This window comes from Amycolatopsis sp. NPDC004368 (assembly GCF_053602515.1).
Map to the genome: position 1 here is coordinate 169,741 of NZ_JBSGDT010000007.1, position 15,204 is coordinate 184,944.

Sequence of the window (15,204 nt, forward strand, 5' to 3'; positions counted from 1 at the left end):
GTTCGTACAGAAGGGTTTCCTGACTTGACCAGCGTTCCTTTGACCAAGTTGAACAACGGCGTCGAGATGCCGCAGCTCGGCTTCGGCGTGTTCCAGGTGCCGCCCGCCGAGACGAAGGCCGCGGTGAAGACCGCGCTCGACGCCGGCTACCGCAGCATCGACACCGCCACCGCCTACGGCAACGAAGCCGCCGTCGGCGAGGCCCTCGCCGAATCCGGCATCGCGGCCGAGGAGCTGTTCATCACCACCAAGCTGTGGAACAGCGACCAGGGCTACGACGAGACCCTGCGCGCCTTCGACTCCTCGATCAAGGCCCTCGGCCTCGAACGGCTCGACCTCTACCTGATCCACTGGCCCCTGCCCCAGCGCGACAAGTACCTCGACACGTGGAAGGCACTGGAGAAGCTGTACTCCGACGGCCGCGTGCGCGCCATCGGCGTCTCCAACTTCCAGCCGGCGCACCTGCGCCGCGTGCTCGACGAGGGCACCGTGGTGCCGGCCGTGAACCAGATCGAGCTTTCGCCGTACCTCGTGCAGCAGGAGCTGCGCACCTTCCACGCCGAGCACGGCATCGCCACGGAAGCCTGGAGCCCGCTGGCCAAGGGTGGCGACCTGCTCGCCGAGCAGGCCGTCGTCGACGTGGCCGCCGCGCACGGCCGTACACCGGCTCAGGTGGTGTTGCGCTGGCACCTGCAGCTGGGCAACGTGGTGATCCCGAAGTCCGTGACGCCTTCGCGGGTGGCCGAGAACTTCGACGTCTTCGGCTTCACGCTCACCGACGACGAGCTGGCCGCGGTGTCCTCGCTGGACCGCGGGCTGCGCACCGGGCCGGACCCGGACACGTTCGACGTGGCGTGACACTTCCCTGACACACTTCCGACAACGGGCGGTTTCCCAGGTGGGGAGCCGTCCGTTTCGCGCCTACGGTGTGCGGCATGGAGATCGAGCTGCGGGAGTGGTCGCCGGACGACGCGGCGTGGTACGTCGCGCAGGTGCAAGACCCGGACACCCTCCGCTTCACCACCGAGCGGGCGACGCTGACCGTCGCGGAGTTCCGGCGCGCGCTGGAGGCGATGCGCCGCAACGACAACGCGCTCGGTTTCGTCGCGGTGGCCGCCGGGTCCGGCGAACGGGTGGCGAACGTCGCCGCGGTCCGCGAGGGTGCCGTCGCCGAAGTCAGCTACTGGGTGGCGGCCGCCGTGCGCGGTCGCGGGGTGGCCAGCCGCGCGTTGGCCGAGCTGTGCGGCCGGGTGAGCGCCGCGTGGCCGATCACCGAAATCCGGCTTTGGACGCACGCCGGCAACGTGGCTTCGCAGCGCGTTGCCGAGCGCGCCGGTTTCAGCCGGGTCGACAGCACAGCCACCCTGGAGATCCGCGGCGAAGTCTGGCCAGTGGTCCGCTATCGCGCTCCGCGACGTGACGGCGAGGCCTGAACCTCTTCGAACGCCAGGGCCGGGTCGCCGGCGGCGGCGACGCCGTGGTCGATCCGGTCGAGGCGGCACACGTCGAGGGCTTCGCGGACATAGGCGGCCGGACCGTCCTCGCCGGCGTGGATCGTGGTGCGGTGGCCGTGGGCGAGGGCGTAGAAGTCCTGGCCGCGCCGCAGCACCGTGGCGGCGCGGAACAGCAGCGGCAGGAAGTGTTCGAGCCCGGTGAACGTGTACGCGGCGCGGGCCTGCTCGACGTCCGCCCACGGCAGCTCCACGTGGTTACGCGCGGCCAGCGTGAACGGCAGTTCCGGCTCCAGCGTGCCCTCCAGGTGCACGGGCAGCTCGGCCTTGGGCAGCGTCGCGATGAACGGGTCGGGAAGGGTCACGGCTTCTTCGCCACGCCGCCCAGCGTCAGATGGTTCAAGTCCCCCAACGGTTTCATGCGCGGACCGTCCGGCCACCACTCGTGCAGCATCGTCAAGCCCGGCTCCAGCATCTCCAGGCCGGTGAAGAACGATGCGATCTCCTCGCGCGAGCGGTGCACCGTGCCGAGACCGGTGCCCTGGAAGGTGGCGTCGATGAGCTGCGCCAGGGCCTGGCGGGGCGGGTCGGCGGCGGGTGCGTGGTGGTGGGTGAGCAGGAGGAACGAGCCGGGAGCCAGTTCGTCGACGTAGCTGCGCACGATGAACCGCGCGCGGTCCAGGCTGTCGATGTGGTGCACGATCGAGCAGAGCACCACGGCCATCGGGCGGTCGAAATCGAGGTGGCGGTAGACGATCGGGTCGCCGAGGGTGGCCCCCGGGTCGGTGAGGTCGGCGCCGCTGACGTGGGTGCGGTCGTTGGTTTCCAGCACGGCCCGGCCGTGGACCTGGACGACGGGGTCGTTGTCGACGTAGACCACGCGGGCGTCCGGGTTGTAGCGCTGCGCGACCTCGTGCGTGTTCTCGGCGGTGGGCATGCCGGAGCCCAGGTCGAGGAACTGGTCGACGCCGCGGGCGGCGGCGAGGTGGCGGATCGCGCGCATGAGCCAGTCGCGGTGTTCGCGGGCCATGGCCTGCGCGCCGGGGGCGACGGCGAGCAGCCGCTGGAGCATCGCGCGGTCGGCTTCGTAGTGGTCGCAGCCGCCGAGGAGGGCGTCGGACAGGCGGGCGAGGCTGGGTTGATCAAAACAGGGCTGAACAAAACCGGGCCGATCAGAACTGGGCCGGTCGTGGTCGAAGCGCGTCGAGGTCCCCGAACCCACGCTCGCCCCCTTCGACGCCACGGACAGTGCACAGCGTACGACACCGCGTCCACCAAGTGAACCCAAGGCCGACGACCCGCCCCACCTGCGGCAACGCTCAGGAGAACGAGAGTTCTTCCCACGTCGCTCCGCCGTCGGTGCTCCGGTACACAGCGGAGCCGCTCTCGGCGTCCGGCAGGCCGTCGACGACCACGCCGACCGAGCCCGTGAACGCCAGATCCGACAGCCCGACACCGCGGTCGGACAGCTCGGTGGTGGTCCACGTGCGCCCGCCGTCGGTGGTGTGGTGCAGGAACCCGGCGCCGCCGCCCTCGGCCGCGACGGTCGCGGTGTCGGCCGAGGCCGCGCTGAACCCCTGTGTGATGCCGATGGCCGGCGCCTCGGCCGTGCCGCTGAAGGTGCCACCCAGCTTCGGCGCGCGCCACATCCGCCGCTGCGACGAGCCGGGCTGCGGCGAACCGGGACTGCTGCTGCACAACGCGATCACCTGCCCCGCCCGCACCCCGCCCAGCGAAGCGGTGGTCCCCGACGGACACGGCGGCGACGCGGGCGTGAACACCACGCCGTCGCGCGAAGTCCAGTACTCCTCGGTGCGGTAGTCGGCGCCGAGCGCGATCTGCAGTCCTCCCCCGGTGGCCAGGTCGCCGTAGGTGATGCCACCGGTGACCTCGAACCCCGGCAGCGGCACCAGCACCGGCGCGCCCGCCAGGCCCGAGTACACGGACGTGGTGCCGTACGAGCTGTTCGTGACCACGGCGAAGATCCGCCCGTCCGTCTCGGCCAGCGCGGACACGTACCGCTGCCCGCTGCCGGCGACGAGCACCGAGAACCAGTGCCGGCCGCCGTCGCGGGTCGCGAGGATGCGGGAGCCGTCGGTGACGTAGAGGTGTTCGGTGCTCGCGGCGACGAGCCGGACGTGGTTGTGGTTGTCCGGCAACGACATCGGCGGCGCGCCCAGCTTCCGCCAGTGCACGCCGCCGTCGGTCGTGGTGAGCAGGACCGGGCACCAGCCCGGCTCGCCGCAGTCGGTGTAGCCGAGCACGAAGCCGAGCTCCGGCCCGGTCCAGCTCGTGGATGCGGGCGCGAAGCCGGCAGGGGCCGCAGGAGCAGCGGTGGCGGAGGCGGGGACGAGGGCCAGCACGGCGAGTGCGGCCGCGACGACGGCGGCGCACCGGGTGGGTTTCATGATCCGCAGGACGTGCGGTACCGGCCGAGGTTGCCCGCCACAGCCGGAAAACCAGCCGGACAACACGACTTCAGCCCTTCGGCTTCCTCGGTGCCGGCGGCGCGGCTGCCGGTGGCTTCGCCTCGGCCACCACCGCGTCCGACACAGCGGCGTCCGACACTGCCGCGTCCGGCACAGCCGCATCCGGCACAGCGGCGTCCGGCACGACCTTGTCCCCGGTGGAGGCGGGCGTTTCGAAGTGCTCCCGGCACCACCGGCCGTACCGCCTCGAATGCACTGTCATCGCGTCACCTCCTTCCGGACCACGATTCGGACCCCACCAGGGTCCCTCGCGGACCGGAAGTACGCCACTGCTTTGCCCGGCTCGGCGGCCGGACTCAGCCGACCGGGTGGCGCCCTTCGGCGAACTCCTCGATCACCTTGGCGCAGAACGCCGGCAGGTCGTCGGGGTTCCGGCTCGACACGAGACCGCGGTCCACCACCACTTCCTCGTCGACGACGGTGCCGCCGGCGTTGCGGATGTCCGTGCGCACACTGGGAAACGACGTCAGCGTGCGCCCGCGCACCACGTCGGCCTCCACGAGCGTCCACGGCCCGTGGCAGATCACGCCGACGGGTTTGCCCGCGCGCACGAAGTCGCCCGCGAAGCGCACCGCCGCAGGGTCGCGGCGCAGGTTGTCGGGGTTCATCGTGCCGCCGGGTAGCAGCAGGGCGTCGTAGTCCTCGGCCGAGACGTCGGCGACGAGCCGGTCGACCGGGAAGGTGGTGCCCTTGTCGATGTCGCCGTTCATCGCCTGGATCTCGCCTTCCGAAAGCGAGACCAGGTCCACGGTCGCGCCTTCGGCGGAAACCGCCTTGCGCGGCTCCTCCAGCTCCACCTGCTCGACGCCGTCGGCCGCCAGGATCGCGACCCTGCGGCCCTCGAGTGCGTTCGCCATGGGGTTCCTCCATCCGGATCGTCGTGTGACGCCCGGTTACCCCCGCGGCAGCGCGCTCAATCCGCGCGCGGCTGCGCTTCGATCGCCAGCACGGCGATGTCGTCGTGGCCGGAATTGCCCAGCCACGCACGCACGGCCTCGCGCAGCCGCGTCACGACCTGGCGCGCGGAGAGGCCGACGCAGTCGGCGAGCACGCTGTGGAAGCGCTCGTCGCCGAACAGCTCGGCCGATTCCGTGCGGTTGCGGGCTTCCGTGACGCCGTCGGTGTAGAGCAGGCAGACGTCGCCCTGGGCGAGGTGCACCGTCGCCTCGGCGAACCGGGCCTGCGGCGAGATCCCGACGAGCGTGCCCGGCACGCTCACCTCCTCGACCCCGCCGTCGCGGCGCAGCACGAGCGGGGCGGGGTGACCGCCCGACGCGAGCGTGAGGTCGAGTCCGGACTCCGTCGGCGTCACGGATCCGAGCACGAGCGTGGCGAAGCGGTTGGACCCGCCGGCGATGAGCAATTCGTTGAGCAGGCGCAGCAAGGTGCGCCCGTCGCGTTCGACGAGCTGCAGCGCGGCGAGCGAATGCCGCACCCGGCCCGTCAGGGCAGCGGCCTCGGCACCCTTGCCGCAGATGTCGCCGACGACCACGAAGGCACTGCCGTCGTCGCGCGCGAGCACGTCGTAGAAGTCGCCGCCCACGCCGAGCACGCCGCCCGCCGGCTCGTACCAGAGCTCGAACCCGGCGCCGTCGACCTCGGCGGGTGGGGTGGGCTTGAGCGTGGTTTCCAGGCCGCGCGTGGCTTCTTCCTGGCGCGCGTAGCGTTGCGCGTTGGCCAGCGCCGTGCCCGCGGCCGTCGCGAAGGCCTCGATCGCGCGCGGTTGCCCGGCGCCGAACGCCGGCTCCGAGCGCCGCCCGATGAGCACCGCGCCGGTGACGCCACCGTCGGCGACACCCAGCGACACCACCGAAACCTCGGCGTGGCCGGTGAAGCGGTCGGCCACCACCGCCGGCATCGTGGCCACCTCGGCGGCGGGCACCACCCGCATGTCGGGTGGGCCGACGGCCGCGAACGTCTCGGCCACGGTGGGTGCGTGCTGCGCCGGCACCCGGCGGATGCGGCCGTGACCGGTGGCGCCGTGGTCCTCGCAGCTCCACCACTCCCACCGGCCGCGGGTGGTGGGCATCAGCACGAACACGCAGTCGCCCAGCGCCGAGGCGGCCAGCTCGGCGATCACGCGCGCCGTGCCGTGGCGGCCGCGGGCCGCGGCGAGTTTCGGACCCGCGTGGGCGAGGAACTCCTCCGGCCGGCGCGGGCTTTCGTCGACGACGGTCCACACGCGCCAGCCCTCGGGCAGCGCGCGCAGATGCGCGGCGCGGCGCACCTCGCCGAGGTCGATGCGGCCGGTGGTCTCCGTCACGGTGACGAGCACGGGCGTGCCCTCGGCGGCGAGGGTGCGCGCGGCCGCGTTGGCCCAGCGCACGGCGCCGGCGGGGTCCTGCACGAACACCGGGTCGCGCACGTCCTCGAGCACCGAGCGCCAGAACCCCCCGTACTCGGGCAGGTCGGCGCCGGGTGGCAGGGCCGACGCCGGAGCGGGCCGTGACACCATGCACGAACCTCCTGCCTCCGGGTCGACCGACTTGTCGTCAGTACAGGTTGGCACAGCGTGAGCGGGCGGACTGGCTCGAAGTGTAGGGCGAACCATGGCACGCTGGGTCGACGACCATGGCTGGCACACGCGTGGTGGAGAGGGTCGGCAGAGATGACAACCGGTTCGGAGCGGGACGAGTTCACCGGGGCGGGCGGCATCGCCGCCGGTGAGGCGGCTGCGCTCGAGCGGCTCCTGGCCGCCGTCCGCGACCTCGGCGAAGGCAACTTCCGCCGGCGGATCGTGGCGAGCGGCGACGGGATCGCCGCTCAGCTCGCGGGCGCGTTCAACGACATCGCCGAGCGCAACCAGCGGCTCGTGACCGAACTCATGCGAGTGCGGGGGGCCGTCGGGCAGGAAGGACGCCTCACCGAACGCGTGCGCGCCGAGATCGGCCCCGGTGGTTGGACCACCGCCGTCGAGACGGTCAACGGGCTGATCGAGGACGTGTCCAAGCCCGTGGTGGAGCTCGACCGGGTGCTCGGCGCCGTCGCCGCCGGCGACCTTTCGCAGCCGATGGCCCTGCAGCTGGACGGCAAGCCGCTGCAGGGCCAGTACGCCGACCTCGCGAAGACCGTGAACGGCCTGCTCGCGCAGCTTTCGCGCTTCGCCGCCGAAGTGATCCGCCTGTCGCGCGAGATCGCCGGCGAGGGCCGCCTGGGCGGTCAGGCCGAGGTCCCCGGCGTCGCGGGCACCTGGCGCGACCTCACCGACTCCGTGAACTTCCTCGCCGACAACCTCACCGAGCAGGTCCGCAACATCGCCCAGGTCACCACGGCCGTGGCGCGCGGTGACCTCACGCAGAAGATCAACGTGGACGCCCGGGGCGAGATCCTGGAGCTCAAGAACACCATCAACACCATGGTCGACCAGCTCTCGGCGTTCGCCGACGAGGTCACGCGCGTCTCGCGCGAGGTCGGCAGCGAGGGCCGCCTGGGCGGTCAGGCACGCGTGCCGGGCGTCGCCGGCACCTGGCGCGACCTCACCGACTCGGTGAACCTCATGGCCGACAACCTCACCGACCAGGTCCGCAACATCGCCCAGGTCGCCACGGCCGTGGCGGCGGGTGACCTGACGAAGAAGATCGACGTCGACGCGCGCGGCGAGATCCTGCAGCTCAAGACCACGCTGAACACCATGGTCGACCAGCTCTCCGCGTTCGCCGACGAGGTGACCCGCGTGGCCCGGGAGGTGGGCAGCGACGGCCGGCTCGGCGGCCAGGCCGAGGTCCCCGGCGCGGCCGGCACGTGGCGCGGGCTCACCGACTCGGTGAACCAGATGGCCGACAACCTCACCGACCAGGTGCGCAACATCTCCCACGTGACCACGGCCGTGGCGAAGGGCGACCTGACGCAGAAGATCACCGTCGACGCCCGCGGCGAGATCCTTGAGCTCAAGACCACGATGAACACGATGGTCGACCAGCTCTCGGCCTTCGCCGACGAGGTCACGCGCGTGGCGCGCGAGGTCGGCACCGAAGGCATGCTGGGCGGGCAGGCGCAGGTGCCCGGCGTCGCGGGGATCTGGCGCGACCTGACCGGGTCCGTGAACTTCATGGCCAACAACCTCACCGCGCAGGTCCGCAACATCGCGCAGGTCGCCACGGCCGTCGCGCGCGGTGACCTGACCAAGAAGATCGCGGTGGACGCGCGCGGCGAGATCCTGGAGCTGAAGACCACGCTCAACACGATGGTCGACCAGCTCTCCGCGTTCGCCGACGAGGTCACGCGCGTGGCGCGCGAGGTCGGTACCGAGGGGAAGCTGGGTGGTCAGGCGGCCGTGCCGGGCGTCGCGGGCACGTGGAAGGACCTGACCGACAACGTCAACTTCATGGCCAACAACCTCACCGACCAGGTGCGCAACATCTCCCAGGTCACCTCGGCGGTGGCGAAGGGCGACCTGACGCAGAAGATCAGCGTCGACGCGCGCGGCGAGATCCTGGAGCTCAAGAACACGCTCAACACGATGGTCGACCAGCTCTCGGCCTTCGCCGACGAGGTCACGCGGGTGTCGCGCGAGGTCGGTACGGAGGGCAAGCTCGGCGGCCAGGCGCGTGTGCCCGGCGTGGCCGGCACGTGGAAGGACCTCACCGACAACGTCAACGGCATGGCCGACAACCTCACCGAGCAGGTCCGCAGCATCGCCACGATGGCGAGCGCGGTGGCCAACGGCGACCTGTCGAAGAAGATCTCCATCGACGCCGCCGGCGAGGTCGCGGCCCTCGCGGCGACGCTGAACAGCATGGTCGAGACGCTGCGCGCGTTCGCCGACGAGGTCACCCGTGTGGCGCGCGAGGTCGGCACCGAAGGCATCCTGGGCGGTCAGGCGCGCGTGCCGGGTGTGGCGGGCACGTGGAAGGACCTGACGGAGAACGTCAACTTCATGGCGCACAACCTGACCAGCCAGGTGCGCAACATCTCGCAGGTGACCACCGCGGTCGCGCGAGGGGACCTCTCGCGCAAGATCGACGTCGACGCGCGCGGCGAGATCCTCGAGCTCAAGACCACGATGAACACGATGGTCGACCAGCTCTCCGCGTTCGCCTCGGAGGTCACGCGCGTGGCGCGCGAGGTGGGCACCGAGGGCAAGCTCGGCGGTCAGGCCGAGGTCGAGGGCGTGTCGGGCACGTGGAAGCGGCTCACCGAAAGCGTGAACCAGCTCGCGGGCAACCTCACCACGCAGGTGCGCGCGATCGGCCAGGTAGCCACGGCCGTGACGGCGGGCGACCTGACCCGCCACATCACCGTGGACGCCTCCGGTGAGCTGGCGGACCTCAAGGACAACATCAACCAGATGATCGCGAACCTGAAGTCGACGACTTCGGCCAACCGCGAGCAGGACTGGCTCAAGACCAACCTCGCGCGCCTCGGCGGGCGCATGCAGGGCCACCGCGACCTCGCGTCCGTGGCCACGCTGATCCTCTCGGAGCTGGCGCCGCTGGTGAGCGCCCAGCAGGGCGCGTTCTTCCTCGCCCACGACGACGGCAGCGACCCCGGCCGCAAGGTGCTCGACTGCATCGCCGCGTACGGGCTCGCGCAGTCGCGCGCCGGGCTGCGGTTCACACTCGGCGAGTCGCTGATCGGGCAGGCCGCGGTCGACCGGCAGACGATCCTCGTGCGCGAGGCGCCGCCGGAGTACGCGCTGGTGTCCTCGGGCCTCGGCTCGGCGCCGCCGGTGAACGTGATCGTGCTGCCCGTGCTGTTCCAGGGCGAGGTGCTCGGCGTGCTGGAACTGGCTTCGGTCAACGAGTTCTCCGCGGTGCACCTGGACCTGCTGGAGCAGCTGCGCCACACCATCGGCGTCAACGTGAACACGATCCTGTCCAACTCGCGCACCGAGGCGCTGCTCACGGAGTCGCAGCGGCTGGCCCAGGAGCTGCGGGCGCGTTCGGAGCAGCTGCAGGCGCAGCAGGGCGAGCTGCGGCGGTCCAACACCGAGCTGGCCGAGAAGGCGGCGCTGCTGGCTCAGCAGAACCGCGACATCGAGGTCAAGAACATCGAGATCGAGCAGGCGCGCCAGGAGCTGGAGGAGCGGGCCGGGCAGCTCACGGTGGCGTCGCAGTACAAGACCGAGTTCATGGCGAACATGTCGCACGAGCTGCGAACTCCGCTCAACAGCGCGCTGATCCTCGCGAAGCTGCTGTCGGAGAACCCGGAGGGCAACCTCACGGAGAAGCAGATCCAGTTCGCCCGCACCATCTACGCGGCGGGCAGCGACCTGCAGCAGCTGATCAACGACATCCTCGACCTCGCGAAGGTCGAGGCCGGGCGCATGGACCTGCAGATGTCCGACGTGACCCTGCCCGAGCTGGTGAACTACGTCGAGTCCCTGTGCCGCCCGCTCACCGCGGACAAGGGGCTGGAGTTCGCGGTGCTCATCGACCCGCCCGTGCCCGGCAGCGTGCACACCGACGAACACCGGTTGCAGCAAGTGCTGCGCAACTTGCTGTCCAACGCCGCCAAGTTCACCGACGAGGGCAGCGTGCGGCTGCACATCCGCATGGCGTCGGCCGAAGAGGTGGAGCAGGAAGCGTTGCAGTCGGCGGCGGGGATCATCGCGTTCGGCGTGGAGGACACCGGCATCGGCATCCCCGAGGAGAAGCTGGCGATCATCTTCGACGCCTTCCGCCAGGCCGACGGCACCACCAGCCGCAAGTACGGCGGCACCGGTCTGGGCCTGTCGATCAGCCAGCAGCTCACGGAGCTCATCGGCGGCGAACTGCGCGTGCGCAGCGAACCGGGGGTGGGCAGCACGTTCACGCTGTACCTGCCCGTGGGCGCCGCGAACCTCATCGCCCCGGCTGTCCCGGTGCGGCCCGCGCCGAAGCTGCCGGTGCTGCCGAGCACCATCACCGTGACCGAACCGGACAGCGCCCCGAAGCGCTTCAACGGCGAAAAGGTGTTGATCGTCGACGACGACCTGCGCAACGTCTTCGCCCTCGCGGCGGTGCTCGAACAGGCCGGCCTGGAAGTGATCTACGCCGACACCGGCGTCGCGGGCATCCGCGCCCTGGAACGCCACGAGGACACGGCACTGGTGCTGATGGACGTGATGATGCCCGAACTGGACGGCAACGCCACCATCGCCGCCATCCGCGCCGAAGCGGCCCACGAAGATCTGCCCGTGATCGCCGTCACGGCCAAGGCCACGGCCGAAGACCGCGAACGCACCCTGGCTTCGGGCGCCGACGACTACATCACCAAGCCGGTGGACACGGATCTGCTGCTGGACGTGATCGCCACCCGCCTGGAGGCCGACGCCGCCTCGTCCTCGCAGGTGAACGGATATGGAGCGGGTGACGGGAATCGAACCCGCGTAGCTAGTTTGGAAGACTAGGGCTCTACCATTGAGCTACACCCGCAGCGCCCCCGGTGACCCAGGAGCGCAGTCAGCTTAGCGTGAGGGCTAGGGTGGTGTCGCACACCCCCTCCGCGGGGTGTCGGGATGTGGCGCAGCTTGGTAGCGCATCCGCTTTGGGAGCGGAGGGTCGCAGGTTCAAATCCTGTCATCCCGACCAGATGGGGCTGGACCTCCTGAGGTTCAGCCCCATTGTCGTGCCGTCGGACACGGCTGGGGAGCCGGCACAGCGCTCTGTGACACTTCGCTTCGAGGAGGTGGTCATGAGCTGCCGACCAACCCCCGCCCCCGGCGCTTGGCAGGCGCTGATCGACGAGCGGTGTGTGTCACTCGAGACGCAGAAACCTCAGCCCACGCACCATCCGGTGCTATCGGCCGGCCACCACGAGCCCGGACAACGCCAACAACAACTACCGCGCCTTGCAAACATCCGAGTCCGCAGCCGCCATCCGGCCGCGGAACTCACGACCACACTCTGGCTCGCCGACATCCGCCGACGCGCACCGCTCGAAGCCAACGGCAGCAGAATCATGCTCCGTCGCCGCGGCACCGCCTCCGGCGCCGAAGGAGAACTCGGCCGCCACGTCCACGCCCACCTCGGCCGCGCCTTCCGGTCACACCACTTCGCCCCAGACGGCAGCGAGAGCGATTCCCTGTGTCACGCGCGACCACGAGCGCGCGATCCGCGAGCGTGATTCTTGCCGGCTCGAGAATCGCTGTCAGGGGCAGCCACGGAAGCTGAGCGACTCCATGGGCACGGTGTAGCCCGCGCCTTCGGCCCAGGCTCGACTGACGGCTGGCCTTAGTGGCTTATCAGGTACATGTCGTGGCCGATGTCGACTCGAAGCCTTGGGCGTCGGATCGCGATGGTCGACGATTTCTCCGGGCGAGTGCCAGATCCCGACCTGCAGTTCCGGGACCCAGGGCAGTGGTTCGCCGGCTGCGCGCGCAGTCGCCGCCGACCGCGCGAGGCGGTGAATGTCGGAGGTCGTCAGCGGCGGGATGTCAGGCGGGGTCGATCGCCGCGTCGATCAGGGTTTCCGCGAGGGCCTGGGCGTCTTCGAACGGGCGGCTGTCGTTGAGCGAGGTCGAGAGCGCGCGGGCCCCCTCGAAGAGCACGGCGAGCTGCCGGCCCAGGGTTTCGGGCTCGCGCGCGCCCGCCTCGGCGGCGGTGTCGATCAGCCGCGCGGCGAGTTCCCTCTTGTGCCGCTCGACCAAGGCGGCGGCTTCGGGCATCGTCCCGGCCGCTTCGACGGCGGTGTTGTGCAGTGGGCAACCGCGTACGACTGTTGCCGCGGGCGGACCGGCCGGGCGCTCGGCGAACAGCTCCACGAGACGCTCGCGTGCGCCGAGGTCGCTGCGCTGCAACGCGGTCTCGGCGAGAGCCTCCGCGTCGGACTCGAGCCACTGCACGTACGCCCCGACCACCGCCTCCTTGCTCGGAAAGTGCTGGTAGAACGTCCGCGTCGACACGTGCGCCACGTCGGTCAGCTTCGCGATGCCGGTGGCGTGGATGCCGTCTCTCGCGAACAACTCGGCCGCGGCACGCAGGATGCGCTGGCGCGCCCCGCGCCCGCCCTGCGGAGCGGCGACCGTCACCTCACTCGTTCCCATACCCCAAGTATAGCGATCGTTTTACATCTCGCCGCAAGCCTGTTAGCCTCAGGTACAACGATCGCTTTACTTCGCATTCGTCACCCGGAGAGGAACGAAAGCCCATGCCCACTCACCACTTCACCTCGGTTCGCCGCGAGGTGGTCCGCTGGTCGGTCGACACCGGAACGTCCTTTGCGGACTTCCGGGACCGGTACGAAGCCGCGGTGCCGCCGCTCGACGTGGATCGGATGGCACAGCTGCGCGCCGAGCGGGCAAGCTGGGACACGGTGCTCGCCGCTGCCGCCGAGAACGCGCCGTACGGATTCCTGCGGTTCTGGGGCACCGACGTCGGTGAGCTCATGCAGCTCGCGGGCGACCAGGGGTCGTGCGTCGCGTACCTGATGGGAAACCACACGATCGCCGAACGGATGTACCGGCACGACCCGGCGGTGATGCTCTACGCACCGTTGCGGACGACGATTCACCTGGACGGGCAAGGTGTCACCCGGTTCTCCCTCGACCAGCCGAGCACCCACTTCGCCGGCTTCGGCGTTCCCGCCATCACCTCCGTCGGGCGGGAACTGGACCGCAAGGTCGCCGACCTCCTCCGGGTTCTGGATGTTCCCGTGCCTCCCGCCATCGCCGAAGCGGCAGCCCAGTAACCGACCGTCGATCCCCAGTCCGAAAGGGACAGTCATGCGAACCGGAAACCCAGCGGCCACCGAGGTGGCCGAACTCGGCGTGGCGGCAGCGGCCGCGGCCATTCGCGAAGGCGACCTCACCGCCGAGGCGTACGCGACCGCACTTCTGCGCAACGCCCGAACGCACGCCGAGCTCAAATCTTTCATCACGATCGACGAATCCACGGTGCTGTCCGCGGCTGCCGACGCGGACAAGGCGCGCGCGGCGGGTGCGACCGATCCCCTCCTCGGCGTGCCGCTGGGGGTGAAGGACAGCTACCTGACCCGCGGGCTTCGCACCACACTCGGCGTGGACACGCTGGCCAGGTACACGCCGGCCGAAGACGCGGAAGTGGTCTCCACGCTCAAAAACGCCGGGGCCACCGTGTTCGGCAAGAACAATCTCGTCGAGATGTCGTTCGGCCTGACCGGGAACAACAAGCCCTTCGGACAGGTGAGAAATCCCTACGGCCGCGACCACGTGCCGGGCGGATCTTCGAGCGGCGCAGGCGCGTCCGTCGCGGCTCGGATCGTGCCCGCCGCGTTGGGGGGCGACACGGTGGGCTCCATCAGGGTGCCCGCCGCGCTGTCCGGCGTCGTGGGCTTCAAGCCGACCACGGGCCGCTGGCCGGGTGGTGGTATCGCACCGATTTCACCCACGCTCGACACGGCGGGTGTCCTCGCGCGCAGCGTCGAGGACTGCGCGCTGATCGACCGGGTCGTCACCCGGGACGCGGCCACTCCCCCGGCCGATCGCACCGACCTGAAAGGGGTGAAGTTCGCCTACGCTCCCCGGCAGTACCTGAGTTTGATCGACCCCGAGGTCGAAGTGCATTTCACCCAGGCACTCCAGCGCCTGCGCGACGCCGGCGCGGAGGTCGCCGAAATCGACCTCGGTGCGGACTTTTCGACGCTGGCGGATCGGTTGACGTGGAACCTGTTCTTCCGGGAGACGAGACAGGCGGTCTCGGAGTTCCTCCACCGGAACAACGTCCCGGTGTCGTTCGATGAAATCTTCGACGAGCTCAAGCCTCAGCTCAAGGAAACGTGGCGCGCTCTCGTCCTGCCGAGCGGGCCCGGCTATTTGACCCAGGAGGCTTACGAGGCGACGATGTCGATCGACCGCCCGGAACTCCAGCGCCGCCTCGGCGAGGTCTTCACCCACCGCGGCTTCGACGCTCTGCTCTTTCCGACGACACCTTGCCCCGCACCGTTGATCGACCACGGTCCGGTCACGATCGCGGGTGAGCAGGTCGATGAGCTGGTCCTCGCGAAAAACACCGTGCCCACCAGCGGGGCCGGGCTGCCGGGCATCAGCATTCCCATGGGGCAGGCGGAAAACGGCCTGCCGACCGGGCTCGAGATCGACGGCGCACCCGGCCAGGACCGCCGCCTCCTCGACCTGGCACGCCGAGTCGAGGGCGTTCTCGAGAAGCTGCCCCCACCGGTGTGAAGCACTGCGCCGGCCGGGGCCGGGGTGTGGGCCGAGGTCGGCGCGAGGCTGCACGCGTATGTCGAGCGTCATCGAGCCGAGAAGTCACCGGTGCGGGTTCGGCGTCAGTGATGTTTCGCTGATCCTCGGTGGTCACAGGGCTTCTTCACGAACAGGCGAGGATTGTTCGACAGCCACCTGGAAA

General features: G+C 70.3%; 12 protein-coding genes and 2 tRNA genes. 6 read left to right on the plus strand and 8 right to left on the minus strand.

Features of this window, described 5'->3' with window-relative positions; genetic code table 11:
• Positions 1-24: 24 nt before the first annotated feature.
• The gene (locus ACWEOE_RS13640) at positions 25-858 is read left to right on the plus strand and encodes an aldo/keto reductase (RefSeq protein WP_452008013.1); all 834 of its coding nucleotides are present in this window, start codon (positions 25-27) and stop codon (positions 856-858) included.
• A 77-nt stretch (positions 859-935) separates the two neighbouring features.
• The gene (locus ACWEOE_RS13645) at positions 936-1,433 is read left to right on the plus strand and encodes a GNAT family N-acetyltransferase (RefSeq protein WP_452008016.1); all 498 of its coding nucleotides are present in this window, start codon (positions 936-938) and stop codon (positions 1,431-1,433) included.
• Here ACWEOE_RS13645 and ACWEOE_RS13650 read toward each other — a convergent pair.
• The 6 genes from ACWEOE_RS13650 to ACWEOE_RS13675 all read right to left on the minus strand — a co-directional run bounded on the left by ACWEOE_RS13650 (position 1,400) and on the right by ACWEOE_RS13675 (position 6,491).
• The gene (locus ACWEOE_RS13650) at positions 1,400-1,816 is read right to left on the minus strand and encodes a hypothetical protein (RefSeq protein WP_452008019.1); all 417 of its coding nucleotides are present in this window, start codon (positions 1,814-1,816) and stop codon (positions 1,400-1,402) included. The genes ACWEOE_RS13645 and ACWEOE_RS13650 overlap by 34 nt on opposite strands.
• A complete protein-coding gene (locus tag ACWEOE_RS13655; protein ID WP_452008224.1) occupies positions 1,813-2,574 on the minus strand; it encodes an SAM-dependent methyltransferase in 762 nt (253 codons plus the stop codon). Before ACWEOE_RS13655 ends, ACWEOE_RS13650 begins: the two co-directional genes overlap by 4 nt.
• Positions 2,575-2,770: 196 nt before the next feature.
• On the minus strand, positions 2,771-3,859 hold the full coding sequence (locus ACWEOE_RS13660) for a hypothetical protein (RefSeq protein ID WP_452008022.1): 1,089 nt from the start codon (positions 3,857-3,859) through the stop codon (positions 2,771-2,773).
• Positions 3,860-3,929: 70 nt separating this feature from the next.
• Positions 3,930-4,142: a hypothetical protein gene (locus ACWEOE_RS13665; protein WP_452008025.1), complete on the minus strand. Its 213-nt coding sequence runs from the start codon at positions 4,140-4,142 to the stop codon at positions 3,930-3,932.
• 94 nt (positions 4,143-4,236) lie between these two features.
• A complete protein-coding gene (locus ACWEOE_RS13670; protein WP_452008028.1) occupies positions 4,237-4,797 on the minus strand; it encodes a type 1 glutamine amidotransferase domain-containing protein in 561 nt (186 codons plus the stop codon).
• Positions 4,798-4,853: 56 nt separating this feature from the next.
• Positions 4,854-6,491, minus strand: coding sequence for a PP2C family protein-serine/threonine phosphatase (locus ACWEOE_RS13675; protein ID WP_452008226.1), 1,638 nt, complete (start codon positions 6,489-6,491; stop codon positions 4,854-4,856).
• 57 nt (positions 6,492-6,548) lie between these two features.
• Between ACWEOE_RS13675 and ACWEOE_RS13680 the strand changes: the two genes are divergently transcribed.
• Positions 6,549-11,270, plus strand: coding sequence for a HAMP domain-containing protein (locus ACWEOE_RS13680; protein ID WP_452008229.1), 4,722 nt, complete (start codon positions 6,549-6,551; stop codon positions 11,268-11,270).
• On the opposite strand, the gene ACWEOE_RS13685 is transcribed toward ACWEOE_RS13680, so the two are convergent.
• Positions 11,222-11,295: transfer RNA gene (locus tag ACWEOE_RS13685), tRNA-Gly, on the minus strand. The two genes, ACWEOE_RS13680 and ACWEOE_RS13685, sit on opposite strands and share 49 nt — an antisense overlap.
• A 79-nt stretch (positions 11,296-11,374) precedes the next feature.
• On the opposite strand from ACWEOE_RS13685, the gene ACWEOE_RS13690 reads away from it, so the two are divergent.
• Positions 11,375-11,451, plus strand: a tRNA-Pro gene (locus ACWEOE_RS13690).
• Between the two features lie 845 nt (positions 11,452-12,296).
• Here the strand turns inward: ACWEOE_RS13690 and ACWEOE_RS13695 are convergent.
• The gene (locus ACWEOE_RS13695; RefSeq protein WP_452008031.1) at positions 12,297-12,905 is read right to left on the minus strand and encodes a TetR/AcrR family transcriptional regulator; all 609 of its coding nucleotides are present in this window, start codon (positions 12,903-12,905) and stop codon (positions 12,297-12,299) included.
• Between the two features lie 104 nt (positions 12,906-13,009).
• Here ACWEOE_RS13695 and ACWEOE_RS13700 point away from each other — a divergent pair, with 104 nt between their 5' ends.
• Both ACWEOE_RS13700 and ACWEOE_RS13705 read left to right on the plus strand, forming a co-directional pair.
• Positions 13,010-13,549, plus strand: coding sequence for a hypothetical protein (locus ACWEOE_RS13700; protein WP_452008034.1), 540 nt, complete (start codon positions 13,010-13,012; stop codon positions 13,547-13,549).
• 64 nt (positions 13,550-13,613) lie between these two features.
• Positions 13,614-15,020: an amidase family protein gene (locus tag ACWEOE_RS13705; RefSeq protein ID WP_452008036.1), complete on the plus strand. Its 1,407-nt coding sequence runs from the start codon at positions 13,614-13,616 to the stop codon at positions 15,018-15,020.
• Positions 15,021-15,204: the final 184 nt, after the last annotated feature.

Coding starts and splice junctions, on each gene's coding strand:
- ACWEOE_RS13670 (WP_452008028.1), bottom strand. CDS start 4,797: ATGGCGAACGCACTCGAGGGCCGCAGGGTCGCGATCCTGGCGGCCGAC.
- ACWEOE_RS13665 (WP_452008025.1), bottom strand. CDS start 4,142: ATGACAGTGCATTCGAGGCGGTACGGCCGGTGGTGCCGGGAGCACTTC.
- ACWEOE_RS13695 (WP_452008031.1), bottom strand. CDS start 12,905: ATGGGAACGAGTGAGGTGACGGTCGCCGCTCCGCAGGGCGGGCGCGGG.
- ACWEOE_RS13675 (WP_452008226.1), bottom strand. CDS start 6,491: ATGGTTCGCCCTACACTTCGAGCCAGTCCGCCCGCTCACGCTGTGCCA.
- ACWEOE_RS13660 (WP_452008022.1), bottom strand. CDS start 3,859: ATGAAACCCACCCGGTGCGCCGCCGTCGTCGCGGCCGCACTCGCCGTG.
- ACWEOE_RS13700 (WP_452008034.1), top strand. CDS start 13,010: ATGCCCACTCACCACTTCACCTCGGTTCGCCGCGAGGTGGTCCGCTGG.
- ACWEOE_RS13645 (WP_452008016.1), top strand. CDS start 936: ATGGAGATCGAGCTGCGGGAGTGGTCGCCGGACGACGCGGCGTGGTAC.
- ACWEOE_RS13680 (WP_452008229.1), top strand. CDS start 6,549: ATGACAACCGGTTCGGAGCGGGACGAGTTCACCGGGGCGGGCGGCATC.